The sequence below is a fragment of the [Enterobacter] lignolyticus SCF1 genome (assembly GCF_000164865.1).
GTDB lineage: Bacteria > Pseudomonadota > Gammaproteobacteria > Enterobacterales > Enterobacteriaceae > Enterobacter_B > Enterobacter_B lignolyticus.
On the sequence record NC_014618.1, the window covers coordinates 2,363,127 to 2,376,440 of the forward strand.

Below are 13,314 nucleotides of genomic sequence, written 5' to 3' on the forward strand. Positions count from 1 at the left end.
CAGACCATGACAGCACCCGTGCAGCACCCGATGTATATCGATGGCCAGTTCGTGACTTCCCAGGGCGACAGCTGGATTGATGTGATTAACCCGGCGACGGAAGCGCTGATTTCCCGCATACCGGACGGCACGGCGGAAGACGCCCGCCGGGCTATCGATGCGGCAGAACGGGCGCAGCCCGCATGGGAAGCGCTGCCGGCGATTCAGCGTGCCGGATGGTTGCGTAAAATTGCCGCCGGGATTCGCGAACGCGCCGCTGACATCAGCGCGCTTATCGTCGCCGAGGGCGGTAAGGTCCAGCCGCTTGCCGGGGTGGAGGTGGCGTTCACCGCCGATTACCTCGACTATATGGCCGAATGGGCCCGCCGTTATGAAGGCGAAATCCTGCAAAGCGACCGTCCAGGTGAGAATATCTTCGTCTTCAAACGCGCGCTCGGCGTCACCACCGGCATCCTGCCGTGGAATTTCCCGTTTTTCCTGATTGCCCGCAAGCTGGCGCCCGCGCTGATTACCGGCAATACCATCGTCATTAAACCCAGCGAATTCACGCCGAACAGCGCCATCGCCTTTGCGCAGATCGTGCACGACATCGGCCTGCCGAAAGGGGTTTTTAACCTGGTGCTGGGCCGCGGGGAAACGGTGGGTCAGGAGCTGGCGGGCAACCGGAAGGTGGCGATGGTCAGCATGACCGGAAGCGTTGTCGCCGGGGAGAAAATTATGGCGGCTGCGGCGAAGAATATCACCAAAGTGTGCCTTGAGCTGGGCGGTAAGGCGCCCGCCATCGTGCTGGACGATGCCGATCTTGAGCTGGCGGTAAAAGCCATTGTTGATTCCCGGGTGATCAACTCCGGGCAGGTGTGCAACTGCGCAGAGCGCGTCTATGTGCAGAAAGGGATTTACGACAGCTTTGTGAACCGTCTTGGGGATGCGCTGAAGGCGGTGGCGTTTGGCGACCCAGCCCAGCGTACCGATATTGCGATGGGGCCGCTAATCAACGCCGCCGCGCTGGCGCGCGTGGAGCAGAAGGTGGCGAAAGCGGTGTCGCAGGGCGCCCGGATCGCGCTGGGCGGCAAGACGGTGGAGGGGAAAGGGTACTTCTACCCGCCGACGCTGCTGCTGGACGTGCGTCAGGAGATGGACATCATGCATGAAGAGACGTTTGGACCGGTGCTGCCGGTCATGGCGTTTGACACCCTTGATGAGGCGCTGGCGCTGGCTAACGACAGCGATTACGGCCTGACGTCATCGGTCTATACCCGGGATCTCAATCAGGCGATGAAGGCGATTAAGGGGCTGAAATTCGGCGAAACCTACATTAACCGCGAAAACTTTGAAGCGATGCAGGGCTTCCACGCCGGATGGCGGAAATCCGGCATCGGCGGTGCCGACGGGCGTCACGGGCTGGAGGAGTATCTGCAGACGCAGATGGTTTATTTACAGTCGTAACGGGACGTCGTGAAATCCTGGTATCCGGCGCTGCCCGCATCGCCGGATTTTTTATGCCTGCCGTTGCGACGTCTTCCTGCTGGCGTTACCTCTCGTTTTGGCACAAAGTACCAAAACAAAATGAGAAGATCTTTAATACTAAGTCTTGTGTCATCGCAGTGATGTCCGGTGAGCCGTGTCGGTGAGTTCCTTCACTTTATTTTCAAGGAGAGAGTAATGACCACGTATCGCAGTGAGAAAGATTCGATGGGGGCGATTGATGTCCCGGCAGATAAACTCTGGGGGGCGCAGACCCAGCGCTCGCTGGAACATTTTCGAATCTCGACGGAGAAAATGCCGAACGCGCTTATCTCGGCGCTGGCGCTGACCAAGCGCGCGGCGGCGAAGGTGAACCAGGATCTGCATCTGCTGGCTGATGAAAAGGCGAATGCTATCGTCAGCGCGGCGGACGAGGTGCTGGCCGGAAAACATGCCGACGAATTTCCGCTGGCCATCTGGCAGACCGGCTCCGGCACCCAAAGCAATATGAACATGAACGAGGTGCTGGCGAACCGGGCGAGCGAGCTGCTTGGCGGCGTGCGCGGTATGGAGCGCAAGGTGCATCCGAACGACGACGTCAACAAAAGCCAGAGTTCGAACGACGTCTTTCCGACCGCCATGCACGTTGCTGCGGTGATTGCCCTGCGCGAGCATCTGCTGCCTGCGCTCGGTGTTTTGAAAAAAACGTTAAGCGATAAATCCCATGCCTTTGCGGATATCGTCAAAATTGGCCGCACCCATTTGCAGGACGCCACGCCGCTGACCCTCGGGCAGGAGATGTCCGGCTGGGTGGCGATGCTGGAGCATAATCAGAAGCACCTGGAGCATGCGCTGCCGCACCTGTGCGAGCTGGCGCTGGGGGGCACCGCTGTCGGCACCGGGCTGAATACCCATCCGGAATACGCGAAAAGGGTCGCCGATGAGCTGGCGGCGATTACCCGTCAGCCGTTTGTGACGGCGCCGAATAAGTTTGAAGCGCTGGCGACCTGCGATGCGCTGGTGCATGCCCACGGGGCGCTGAAGGGGCTGGCGGCGTCGCTGATGAAAATCGCTAACGATGTGCGCTGGCTCGCATCCGGGCCGCGCTGCGGAATTGGCGAACTCGCTATTCCGGAAAACGAGCCGGGCAGCTCCATTATGCCGGGGAAGGTGAACCCGACCCAGTGCGAAGCGGTGACGATGCTGTGCTGTCAGGTGATGGGCAACGACGTGGCGGTGAACCTCGGCGGCGCGTCGGGGAACTTTGAGCTTAACGTTTACCGGCCGATGGTCATCCATAACTTTCTGCAGTCCGTCCGGCTGCTGGCCGACGGGATGGAAAGCTTTAACGAGCACTGTGCGGTAGGTATTGAGCCCAACCGCGCCCGTATCGATCGGCTGCTGAACGAGTCGCTGATGCTGGTGACGGCGCTGAATACCCATATCGGCTATGACAAAGCCGCAGAGATAGCCAAGAAAGCGCACAAAGAGGGGCTGACGTTAAAGGCTTCGGCGCTGCAGCTTGGCTACCTGACGGAGGCGGAGTTTGACGCCTGGGTACGCCCGCAGGATATGGTCGGCAGCATGAAGATCAGTCGTTAGCCAGCCACAGGTGCAGCCGGGGGATCATTAACCGCATCGGCTGCGCCTCAGGTTTATAGCGGTACTGCACGTTATCGGCATCGTAATTCAGCAGCTCGCCGATATCCGGAATACTGACGCCTTTGCTGCCGGAGATGAGCGCAATCATCGGGCTGGGGCAGGCGTATTGCACCTGCTTTTGCGCCCCGGTGTACCACACGCGGGCGATGGGCTGCACCTTTACCGGCCGCTTTATCTTCAGCCTTGCCCGTTCGGGCAGGGCGGCGATGTCCTGATACTCCTGCTCAAGCTTAGCCTGCCACTGCTCACGGGTAAACGGCGCCACCGCGCGGGGTGCTTTCAGGCTTTTCGCCAGCTGGGCCAGTACGTCGTCACGGGTCAGGTTCTTGATGATATGTTTGTTCGCCCAGCCGAAGCGAATCGTCCCCGGGTCGCGCAGCAGCGTCAGGGAGCGGTAGGCGTTGAGGGTGATCAATCCCGGCAGGTGGTGGTGAACCCACTCAAAGCGGGCGGCGGAGGGCAGGCCGGACTCCACGGTAACCATCTGTTCAAACGCCGCTTTTAAGGTATTCACACGGCCAATACGCTCTTCCAGCGCCTGATATTGATCGCTGTCGCACTGCAGGCAGATTACGCCGGGCAGGCGCGTAGCGGCTTTACTGCTGCGGTTTTCCGACTGCTGGTGGATAAACAGGTGGCTAAAGTGCTGCAGGGCCATCGTCAGGGCAGTGGCTCCCAGATGTTGTTTGACGGCAATGGTGTTCAGCGGGTCATGCTCCCGCGCTTTGCTGACTTCCGGTAGCGCGAAAACGCGCGCCGCCAGCAGACGGCACGCCTGTATCTGGCGCTGAACGGCCAGCAGCTCGTGTTCCAGTTCGCGAAACGTCGACGTGAGTCGCTCAATCAGATCGTAATTGGCCATAGCACTTCCATTAGTTACAACATACTAATGGCTTTACTATAGCCCCTGTCCGGGCATCGTGCAAACGCTTGTCAGACAGGGAGCGGCAGGGCAACGTTATGATATATCGGCCAGCTAAAACAGAAGCGGGCGCCGCCGAGCGGGCTGGCGTCGCACGAGACGCTGCCGGACATCGCCTGGGCAATAGAGTGAACGATGGCCAGACCCAGCCCGCAGCCGCCGGTGGCGCGATCGCGGCTGGGATCGAGACGGACAAAGGGCTCGAACACGCGTTCGCGCTCGTCGGCTGCAATCCCCGGACCGTCATCATCAACAAGCAGAGTGGCGCGTGAATCCTGCAGCAGCAGGCTCACCTGAATACGCTGGTTGCTGTAGCGCATGGCGTTATTGACGAGGTTATCCAGCACGCGCTCCATCAGGCGCATATCGAGCGCGCCGTAATCGCCCGCCGTCAGCTCGCTGAGAACCACGTCGCGCTGTGGGTTAACGGTCTGAATATCCTCAATATGGGTCGTAATCCATGCCGGAAAATCCGGCGTGGTTAGGGTCAGTTCGTTTTGCGGGCGGTCAAGGCGGGCGTAGGTCAACAGCTCCTGAATCAGCGCCTCAAGCTGGCCGATATCGCGGTTGAGGGCCTGTGATTCGGCTTCGGACAGGTTCTCGCTCATCTCAAGGCGGTAGCGCAGTCGCACCAGCGGCGTTCTGAGCTCGTGGGCGATGCCGTCGATCAGCTGTTTTTTACTGGCGATCAGGGCGTTAATGTTATCCGCCATCTGGTTAAAGGCCACGCCCAGCCGCTCAAAGCCGGAGGTACTGTCAAAGTGGATACGCTCGCTCAGATGCCCCTCGCCGAAACGCTGGGCGGCGCTTTCGATTTTGAGCATATCCTCCCAGTGCGGGCGCATCCAGAGGAATACGGGAAACGCCAGCGAAACGGCGATAAACGCCATCAGCGCCATATCCAGCAGCCGCATCTGATGCAGAAAATAAAGATAAGGGACCGGTCCTACGGCCAGCACGTAGTGGCTGCGCGGAATACGCTGGATAAAGGTGTACTGGTCATCCAGCGCGACGATATCGCCCGCGCGCAGATGCTGCATAGAGTCTTCCGCAAGGTGAAATTTGCTCAGCGGCTCAATGCGCAGATCGAATGACAGATTCAGGTCCAGCTCTTTTAGCGTTTTGCTCCAGTCGCGGGGGGGAATTTCGCGCAATTCGCTGCGCATCAGGTACAGCGAGCTTTTCATCAGATCGTCAAGCGACTGGCGGCCTGCGCGTTCGGCGGTAAATTTATACACCAGGCCGACCAGCATGGTCATCACGAGGAAGCAGACGAACAGCAGCAGATAGAACTGCACGAAGAGTTTTTTCATTTCCGGCCCAAAGCGAGTGGTGAATCAGTTATCCCAGGCATGTGGGGCGAACAGATATCCTTTATTACGTACCGTTTTGATGCGATAGGGCTCGGTGGCGCTATCAAGCAGCTTTTTGCGCAGGCGGGAAATCGCCACATCGACGCTGCGGTCCATACCGTCATAAGAGACGCCGCGCAGGTTTTTCAGCAGCGCATCACGATCCATAATCTGTCCGGCGTGCGTCGCCAGCTCCCACAGCAGATCGAAATCCGCGGTCGACAGCGCGATATTCTCGCCGCTCAGCAGCACCTGGCGGTTGACCGGATCGATAGCGAGCGTCCCGAAGCGAATGGCCTTATGTGGGGTCAGCGACGACGCGCTCTTTTCGCCTGGAACGACGGCAATATGCTGGCGCAGGTGCAGGCGCAGGCGCGCAAGCAGCACGGCGGGCGGGGTGGTTTTCAGAATGTAGTCGCTGGCGCCCATTTCGAGCGAAAGAATATGGTTCATGTCGCTGTCAAGGGAGGTAAGCAGTACGATAGGTCCCTGCCATTGCGCCCGCAGGTCGCGGCAAATCGTCATCCCGTCTTTTCCCGGCAGCATGATATCCAGCAGCACCAGGTCCGGATCTTCGCGCAGTACAACTTCTTCGGCGCGATCGCCGCGAGGTTCGACGATAACGTCCATATCGTGTTTATTCAGGTAAGCGGCAATCAGCGAGCCGACTTCCGGATCATCTTCAACAAAGACTATCTTATTCATAACCGAGACACATCGAGAAAAAAGGTAACATACACCGCAGGAAACCCCCGATCCATTAATCTTTCATAAATAAAGCGACTTCCGTTATCCTGCCAACATTATTACGTGAAATACGGGCGCAGGAAATGGGATTACTGATTAAGGCCGCGCTAGGCGCGCTGGTCGTCGTGCTGATAGGGATACTGGCGAAAACCAAAAATTACTACATTGCCGGACTGATTCCGTTGTTTCCCACCTTTGCGATGATTGCGCACTACATTGTCGCCAGCGAGCGGGGCGTTGAGGCGCTACGCGCCACCATCGTGTTCGGAATGTGGTCGATCGTTCCCTATTTTCTTTATCTGCTGTCGCTGTGGTACTTCACCGGATTTCTGCGCCTGCCGCTGGCGCTGGCGGGCGCAGTTGCGTGCTGGAGTCTCAGCGCCTGGCTGCTTATTCTGCTCTGGAGCCGCTTGCACTAACGCAGCGGGCGGCCGCCATCCACGCCAAACGAACGGCCTGTGACATAGCAGCTGGTCAGCAGGTAATCGACAAGATCGATTATCTCTTTTTCACCCGGCGCTATTTTCATCAGCGACTTGTTTAACGCCTGCTGCCGATATTCGGCGTCGTCACTGTCGTTAAACAGAATCAGCGACGGCGCAATAGCGTTCACCTTTACTTCCGGCGCCAGCTTGCGGGCAAACGAGCGGGTCATATTATCGAGCGCGGCCTTGCTGGCGGCATAGGCGATATGCTTGTCGCTGCCGCGCTCAACCACATAGTCGGTGAAATGGATGATGTCGCTGCCGGCATGGCCGTGGCCGCGTAAAAGCGGCTCCAGCGCATGGTTCAGCAGGTAGGGCGTCTGCACGTGGATCTGCAGCATCTGCTGCATGACGTCCGCCAGCGGTGCGCCGGGTTTCTCCGCTTTCCAGTCGCTGGCGTTATGCAGAATAGCGCGCAGGCCGTCCGTCCGCGCCTTCACGGATTCCGCGAAGGCCAGCACGCCGTCGGTGGTGGCGAAATCCGCCTTCAGGCACAGGGCGCCTGCGGCTTCGAGCGTATCAATGGTGTCATAGCGGGTACGGTAGCTGACGATCACCGGCTGCCGTTGGTTGAGAAAATGGTGGGCAAGGGCGAGACCGATGCGACGGCCTCCGCCTGTAATAAGCACTGGGCGCGACTGGTGATGCCCCATCGTATTCTCCTTAACAAATTGCGATGGGGTAATTTCGCGTTACCCCACTAACAGCCACGTTGCTGGAATTGCAGCAACCAATAATAACCCAATCAGCGCCACTTCACGGCGGTTCAGCATCTTGTCCAGCTCGTGAGTTCGGCGGGCATAGATAAACACCATCAGCCCCGGCGCATAGAGCACAACGGACAGCAGCAGGTGCATAGGCCCTGACGCATACAACAACCATAGGCCATAAATGCATGCGCCGATACCTACCGCCTTATGCAGCGGTTTGCTGGCAACTTTTAACAGGAATGCGCCAACAAGGAAATAGGGCACCAGGATCATTTCAGAGGCGATGGTCAGCAGCGTGTTGTAATCGGAGCCGGTCAGCCAAATCAGAATCAGGCAAATCTGTACGCTGACGTTGGTCAGCCACAGCGACGAGGACGGCGCGTTGTTTTTATTCTGCCGCGCGAAAACCCGAGGAAACGCTTTATGCGTCGCCGCGATATACGGCACTTCAGCGGCCATAATCGTCCAGCTCAGGTAGGCGCCGCACACCGAGACAATCAGCCCGGCGGCAATGACCACCTCGCCCCACGAGCCCATCAGGCGCACCATCAGACCGGCCATCGACGGGTTGCGCATTTCTGCGAGCTCTGGGCGGGCAACGACCCCCAGCGAGAGCAGCGTCACCAGCAGATAAACGCACAGCGCTGACAGCACGGCGAGAAGCGTCGCGCGACCGACATCTTTTTTATTGCGCGCGCGGGCGGAGACAACGACTGCGCCCTCCACGCCGATGAATACCCACAGCGTGATAAGCATCGTGCTTTTCACCTGCTCCCAGACCGGAACGCCGAGCGCAATGCCGTGGAAATCCAGACTGAAAATATCGCTGCTAAAGGCCATCGCCGCCAGCACCACGAACAGGCCCAGCGGCACCAGCTTGGCGAGCGTCGCGACCAGATTTATCCCGGCCGCCGTTTGCACGCCGCGCAGCACCAGAAAATGCACGACCCACAGCAGAACAGAGGCGCCTGCCATAGCCTGCCAGGTATTACCGTCGCCGAACAGGCGCAGCTCAGGCGTATCGGTAAAAAAGCTCAGGGCGGAAAAGACGATCACCAGATACGAGACGTTGGCGATGACCGCGCAGAGCCAGTATCCCCAGGCGGAGCAGAACCCAATCAGCTCGCCGAAGCCTTCGCGGGCATAGGTAAAGATCCCGCCGTCCAGGTCAGGGCGGATACGGGTCAATACCAGCATGGCGAAGGCGAGAAACAGAATGCCCACCCCGGTAATGGCCCAACCGATCAATAGCGCGGCCGGGCTGGCAACTTCCGCCATGTTCTGCGGTAAGCTGAAAACGCCCGCACCCAGCATTGAGCTAAGTACCAGGGCCGTCAGGGCGCTAAGGCCGAGTTTCTTTTCCATTGGCATCCTGTTGTAAGAGAGGAAAGTCCCAGAATATTTATTTTGCTAAATCGCATAAACATGGATGATTACGCTAAGGCGCGGGATTTTACGAAGAGAGTTGCGGGCATGCAATGAGAAGGACCAGAAAAAAACAAAAAAGGCAGCCGAAGCTGCCTTTGACGAAAAAAATTTCGCTTATTTATACAGGTCGGCGCTGATCGTCATGTTGCCGCCACGTTCCTGCCACTGACGGGTAATGTGATAGTATTTCGCCCCTTTCTTCGCGGCGCGCTTGGCAACCTGATAGGAGATCTCGGTCATGTTGCCGTAGTTGCCGGTGAACTGAACGCTGTCAAACGGCACCATCTGTGCCGCGGTGATTTTGTTCAGCTCTTCAATTTTGGTACCGTCTGGCAGCGTGACACTGTAACGTCCGCCTTTCGACGACTGGGTTTCATAGAACAGACCTACGCCCGTGGCTGAACCGACGGTGGAGGAGCTGGCGACGCCCGGGATTTCAACGTTTTTAGCGGCTTCACCGCCCTGCGCCAGCGCTGCGCGGCCTGCGTCAGAGTTGGCCGGAATCGCGTCGGCGCTCTGCACTACGCGTTTTTTCGCATCGGCTTTGTAGACGTAAGCGGTGACGCGCTGGTTGCCGCCATCGTTAGCGTCAATCTGGCGTACGATGAAGAACGAAGCTGCGCCTTTCTCCTTCGCGGCCTTCGCGATAGCGGAGTTGACGTCCGGCTGGCTGCGATAGAAGCCCTGTACGGTCACGGTATCAAAAGGTTCAAGCTGAGCAGCCTGATCTTTTGGTAATTCGGTCACGCCGTCAATCACACGGTTTTTCGGCGCATCGGCTTTCGGCGCATCCTGCTTATAAAGGTCGGCGGTAACGCGCGAGTTGCCGCTGTTGCCATAGTCAAAGTTGCTAACAACATAGAAAGAGGCAGCGCCTTCTTGATCCGCTTTATTCGAAACGGCCTGAACGGCATCGCCAATAGCGTTAAAACGACCGGTAATCACGATGCGATCGTATGGCTTGAGGGCTGCTGCTTGCTCCGGTGTCAACTCGGTGGCTGCATTGGCGGTAAACGCGGTTGCAGACAGGAGGGCTGACGCCAGGAGAGTGTTCTTAAGCTTCATAAAAATAATCCTTCGCCTTGCGCAAACCAGGTACTGGTATTGTTGTTGACTAGAAAACGTCGCTGATTATTGCATTTAATTTGCGTCACTGTCTGCGTCATTTTTCACTTCAAGTGCGACCCTGATAACAGGTGACGATAACTTTTGATGATATGTTGAAAAAACAGGCGGTTGACCAATAAAATTGATAATCGTCATGCGTTTTATAAGTTAATGTAATGTTAAAATATGTATTTTGCACCGAAAATAATCATGTTTTACCGCCTCGCTTAAGCGAATTATCAGGCTTGAGGATTAATTTCAGGTAAATATTGCTACCCGAATGCTGAAGAAGCGGCTTTTCCTCAATAAAATCACAATTCCTGTTTTCTGACGGTGGATCACAATCGGCATTTTCAGTAGGTTATAGAAAGTTTGTTACTGTTTTATTTTTCGGGATTCGCCGCCTTCTTTTGATAAAGGGTAGACGGGCCGATCCGGTGAAACAACAAACCATCATTTAAATTCGATGGAAGGGAAAACTATGCGTATTGCGGTACCAAAAGAGACCCTGGCCCTGGAGACGCGAGTCGCAGCCACACCGAAAACGGTGGAGCAGCTGTGCAAACTCGGGTTCACCGTGGCCATTGAAAGCGGGGCCGGAAAGCTGGCGAGTTTTGACGACCAGGCCTATGTCGGGGCTGGGGCGGAAATTGTCGAGGGAAACGCTATCTGGCAGGCGGATATCATTCTTAAAGTGAATGCGCCGACCGAGGACGAAATCGCGCTGCTCAACGCGGGCACGACGCTTATCAGCTTTATCTGGCCGGCGCAGAATGCCGGGCTGCTGGCAAAGCTTGCCGAGCGGAACATTAACGTCATGGCGATGGACTCGGTGCCGCGTATTTCCCGCGCCCAGTCTCTTGATGCGTTAAGTTCAATGGCCAACATCGCGGGTTATCGCGCTATCGTTGAGGCGGCGCATGAGTTTGGCCGCTTCTTCACCGGGCAAATCACCGCCGCGGGCAAAGTGCCGCCAGCGAAAGTGATGGTTATCGGCGCCGGCGTTGCCGGGCTTGCCGCTATCGGCGCCGCCAACAGCCTTGGCGCTATCGTTCGCGCATTCGATACGCGGCCGGAAGTGAAGGAACAGGTCCAGAGTATGGGCGCAGAGTTCCTTGAGCTGGATTTCGAAGAAGAGGCCGGTAGCGGCGACGGCTATGCCAAGGTCATGTCCGAGGCCTTTATCAAAGCGGAAATGGCGCTGTTCGCCGCCCAGGCGAAAGAGGTGGATATCATCGTCACCACCGCGCTTATTCCGGGTAAACCGGCGCCGAAGCTGATTACCCGTGAAATGGTGGACTCCATGACCCCGGGCAGCGTGATCGTCGATCTGGCGGCGCAAAACGGCGGCAACTGCGAATACACCGTGCCGGGAGAAATTTTCACCACCCCAGGCGGCGTGCGGGTTATCGGCTACACCGACCTTGCCGGGCGCCTGCCGACACAATCCTCGCAGCTGTATGGCACCAACCTGGTCAACCTGCTGAAGCTGCTGTGCAGCGAAAAAGACGGCAACATCAAGATTGATTTTGACGACGTCGTGGTGCGCGGCGTAACGGTTATCCGCGAGGGTGAAGTTACCTGGCCTGCGCCGCCGATTCAGGTTTCCGCACAGCCGAAAGCGGCGGCTAAAGCCGAGACTGCGCCGGTTGAGCCAGCGAAACCGGCCTCGCCGTGGCGTAAATATGCGCTGATGGCGCTGGCTATCGTGCTATTCGGCTGGCTGGCGAACGTCGCGCCGAAAGAGTTCCTTGGCCACTTCACCGTGTTCGCGCTCTCCTGCGTGGTCGGCTATTACGTGGTGTGGAACGTGTCCCACGCGCTGCATACCCCGCTGATGTCGGTCACCAACGCCATTTCCGGGATCATCGTTGTTGGGGCGCTGCTGCAAATCGGCCACGGCGGCTGGGTAAGTTTCTTAAGCTTTATCGCCGTACTGATTGCCAGCATCAATATTTTCGGTGGTTTCACCGTCACTCAGCGCATGCTGAAAATGTTCCGCAAAGGTTAAGGGGTAACAAATGTCTGGAGGATTAGTTACAGCTGCATACATTGTTGCCGCGATCCTGTTTATTTTCAGTCTGGCGGGGCTTTCCAAGCACGAAACCTCCCAGCAGGGGAACTACTACGGTATCGCCGGGATGGCGATCGCGCTGATTGCCACCATTTTCGGGCCGGATACCGGCAACGTTGCGTGGATTATCGTCGCGATGATCGTCGGCGGCGCTATTGGCATCCGTCTGGCGAAGCGCGTCGAAATGACCGAAATGCCGGAACTGGTGGCGATTCTGCACAGCTTCGTGGGCCTGGCGGCGGTGCTGGTCGGCTTTAACAGCTACCTGCAGCACGAAACGGGGATGGAGCAGATCCTGGTGAACATTCACCTGACCGAAGTCTTCCTCGGGATCTTCATCGGCGCGGTGACCTTCACCGGTTCTATCGTGGCCTTCGGTAAACTGCGCGGTAAGATCTCCTCTAAACCGCTGATGCTGCCGAACCGTCATAAGCTGAACCTCGCGGCGCTGGTCGTCTCCTTCCTGCTGCTGGTCACCTTCGTGCGCACCGAAAGCGTGGGTATGCAGGTGCTGGCGCTGCTCATCATGACCGTTATCGCGCTGGCTTTCGGCTGGCATCTGGTCGCCTCTATCGGCGGCGCCGACATGCCGGTCGTGGTTTCGATGCTCAACTCCTACTCCGGGTGGGCGGCGGCGGCGGCGGGCTTCATGCTGAGCAATGACCTGCTGATCGTCACCGGCGCTCTGGTCGGTTCTTCCGGTGCGATCCTCTCCTACATCATGTGTAAAGCGATGAACCGCTCGTTCATCAGCGTTATCGCTGGCGGTTTCGGCACCGATGGCTCCTCAACCGGTAGCGATGAAGAGATGGGCGAACACCGCGAAATCAGCGCGGAAGACACCGCTGAAATGCTGAAAAATTCGCACTCGGTCATCATTACCCCGGGCTACGGCATGGCGGTAGCGCAGGCGCAGTATCCGGTAGCGGAAATTACCGAAAGACTGCGCGCGCGCGGCGTGAAGGTGCGTTTTGGTATTCATCCGGTTGCCGGACGTCTGCCTGGCCACATGAACGTTCTGCTGGCGGAAGCGAAAGTTCCGTACGATATCGTGCTGGAAATGGACGAAATCAATGATGATTTCATCGATACCGACACCGTGCTGGTCATCGGCGCGAACGATACCGTTAACCCGGCGGCGCAGGACGATCCGAAGAGCCCGATCGCCGGTATGCCGGTGCTTGAGGTCTGGAAAGCGCAGAACGTTATCGTCTTTAAGCGTTCGATGAATACCGGCTATGCCGGCGTGCAGAACCCGCTGTTCTTCAAAGAAAACACCCATATGCTGTTTGGCGACGCCAAAGCCAGCGTGGATGCGATTCTGAAGTCGCTGTAAGCGATAGCATAAAAATATAAGCCGCCT

General features: G+C 57.6%; 11 protein-coding genes. 5 read left to right on the plus strand and 6 right to left on the minus strand.

The window, feature by feature from the left end:
* Positions 1-6: 6 nt before the first annotated feature.
* Positions 7-1,446 carry an aldehyde dehydrogenase gene (gene aldA, locus ENTCL_RS11145; protein ID WP_013366222.1) on the plus strand — a complete coding sequence of 480 codons (1,440 nt, stop codon included), beginning with the start codon at positions 7-9 and terminating at the stop codon, positions 1,444-1,446.
* A gap of 216 nt (positions 1,447-1,662) precedes the next feature.
* Positions 1,663-3,066 carry a class II fumarate hydratase gene (fumC, locus tag ENTCL_RS11150; RefSeq protein ID WP_013366223.1) on the plus strand — a complete coding sequence of 468 codons (1,404 nt, stop codon included), beginning with the start codon at positions 1,663-1,665 and terminating at the stop codon, positions 3,064-3,066.
* On the opposite strand, the gene tus is transcribed toward fumC, so the two are convergent.
* The 3 genes from tus to rstA all read right to left on the minus strand — a co-directional run bounded on the left by tus (position 3,056) and on the right by rstA (position 6,105).
* Positions 3,056-3,988, minus strand: coding sequence for a DNA replication terminus site-binding protein (gene tus / locus ENTCL_RS11155; protein ID WP_013366224.1), 933 nt, complete (start codon positions 3,986-3,988; stop codon positions 3,056-3,058). The genes fumC and tus overlap by 11 nt on opposite strands.
* 71 nt (positions 3,989-4,059) lie before the next feature.
* A complete protein-coding gene (gene rstB, locus ENTCL_RS11160) occupies positions 4,060-5,361 on the minus strand; it encodes a two-component system sensor histidine kinase RstB (RefSeq protein ID WP_013366225.1) in 1,302 nt (433 codons plus the stop codon).
* Positions 5,362-5,385: 24 nt separating this feature from the next.
* Entirely contained in the window at positions 5,386-6,105 is a 720-nt protein-coding gene (gene rstA / locus ENTCL_RS11165) for a two-component system response regulator RstA (protein WP_013366226.1), read from the minus strand.
* Positions 6,106-6,230: 125 nt separating this feature from the next.
* Here rstA and ENTCL_RS11170 point away from each other — a divergent pair, with 125 nt between their 5' ends.
* On the plus strand, positions 6,231-6,566 hold the full coding sequence (locus tag ENTCL_RS11170) for a GlpM family protein (protein WP_013366227.1): 336 nt from the start codon (positions 6,231-6,233) through the stop codon (positions 6,564-6,566).
* Here the strand turns inward: ENTCL_RS11170 and folM are convergent.
* The 3 genes from folM to ydgH form a co-directional block, all read right to left on the minus strand.
* Positions 6,563-7,285, minus strand: a complete 723-nt coding sequence (folM, locus tag ENTCL_RS11175) for a dihydromonapterin reductase (RefSeq protein ID WP_013366228.1) — start codon at positions 7,283-7,285, stop codon at positions 6,563-6,565. The genes ENTCL_RS11170 and folM overlap by 4 nt on opposite strands.
* A gap of 39 nt (positions 7,286-7,324) precedes the next feature.
* Positions 7,325-8,707 carry an amino acid permease gene (locus ENTCL_RS11180; RefSeq protein WP_013366229.1) on the minus strand — a complete coding sequence of 461 codons (1,383 nt, stop codon included), beginning with the start codon at positions 8,705-8,707 and terminating at the stop codon, positions 7,325-7,327.
* Between the two features lie 177 nt (positions 8,708-8,884).
* Positions 8,885-9,835, minus strand: a complete 951-nt coding sequence (gene ydgH / locus ENTCL_RS11185) for a DUF1471 family protein YdgH (RefSeq protein ID WP_013366230.1) — start codon at positions 9,833-9,835, stop codon at positions 8,885-8,887.
* A 523-nt stretch (positions 9,836-10,358) separates the two neighbouring features.
* Here ydgH and pntA point away from each other — a divergent pair.
* Both pntA and pntB read left to right on the plus strand, forming a co-directional pair.
* Positions 10,359-11,888 (plus strand): Re/Si-specific NAD(P)(+) transhydrogenase subunit alpha, encoded by a 1,530-nt coding sequence (gene pntA / locus ENTCL_RS11190; RefSeq protein WP_013366231.1) that lies wholly within the window; start codon positions 10,359-10,361, stop codon positions 11,886-11,888.
* A 10-nt stretch (positions 11,889-11,898) separates the two neighbouring features.
* Positions 11,899-13,287 (plus strand): Re/Si-specific NAD(P)(+) transhydrogenase subunit beta, encoded by a 1,389-nt coding sequence (pntB, locus tag ENTCL_RS11195; protein WP_013366232.1) that lies wholly within the window; start codon positions 11,899-11,901, stop codon positions 13,285-13,287.
* Positions 13,288-13,314 lie beyond the last annotated feature (27 nt).

Excerpts from the sequence above, each read along its gene's own strand:
- aldA (WP_013366222.1), top strand. The coding sequence starts at position 7 with ATGACAGCACCCGTGCAGCACCCGATGTATATCGATGGCCAGTTCGTG.
- fumC (WP_013366223.1), top strand. The coding sequence starts at position 1,663 with ATGACCACGTATCGCAGTGAGAAAGATTCGATGGGGGCGATTGATGTC.
- tus (WP_013366224.1), bottom strand. The coding sequence starts at position 3,988 with ATGGCCAATTACGATCTGATTGAGCGACTCACGTCGACGTTTCGCGAA.
- rstB (WP_013366225.1), bottom strand. The coding sequence starts at position 5,361 with ATGAAAAAACTCTTCGTGCAGTTCTATCTGCTGCTGTTCGTCTGCTTC.
- rstA (WP_013366226.1), bottom strand. The coding sequence starts at position 6,105 with ATGAATAAGATAGTCTTTGTTGAAGATGATCCGGAAGTCGGCTCGCTG.
- ENTCL_RS11170 (WP_013366227.1), top strand. The coding sequence starts at position 6,231 with ATGGGATTACTGATTAAGGCCGCGCTAGGCGCGCTGGTCGTCGTGCTG.
- folM (WP_013366228.1), bottom strand. The coding sequence starts at position 7,285 with ATGGGGCATCACCAGTCGCGCCCAGTGCTTATTACAGGCGGAGGCCGT.
- ENTCL_RS11180 (WP_013366229.1), bottom strand. The coding sequence starts at position 8,707 with ATGGAAAAGAAACTCGGCCTTAGCGCCCTGACGGCCCTGGTACTTAGC.
- ydgH (WP_013366230.1), bottom strand. The coding sequence starts at position 9,835 with ATGAAGCTTAAGAACACTCTCCTGGCGTCAGCCCTCCTGTCTGCAACC.
- pntA (WP_013366231.1), top strand. The coding sequence starts at position 10,359 with ATGCGTATTGCGGTACCAAAAGAGACCCTGGCCCTGGAGACGCGAGTC.
- pntB (WP_013366232.1), top strand. The coding sequence starts at position 11,899 with ATGTCTGGAGGATTAGTTACAGCTGCATACATTGTTGCCGCGATCCTG.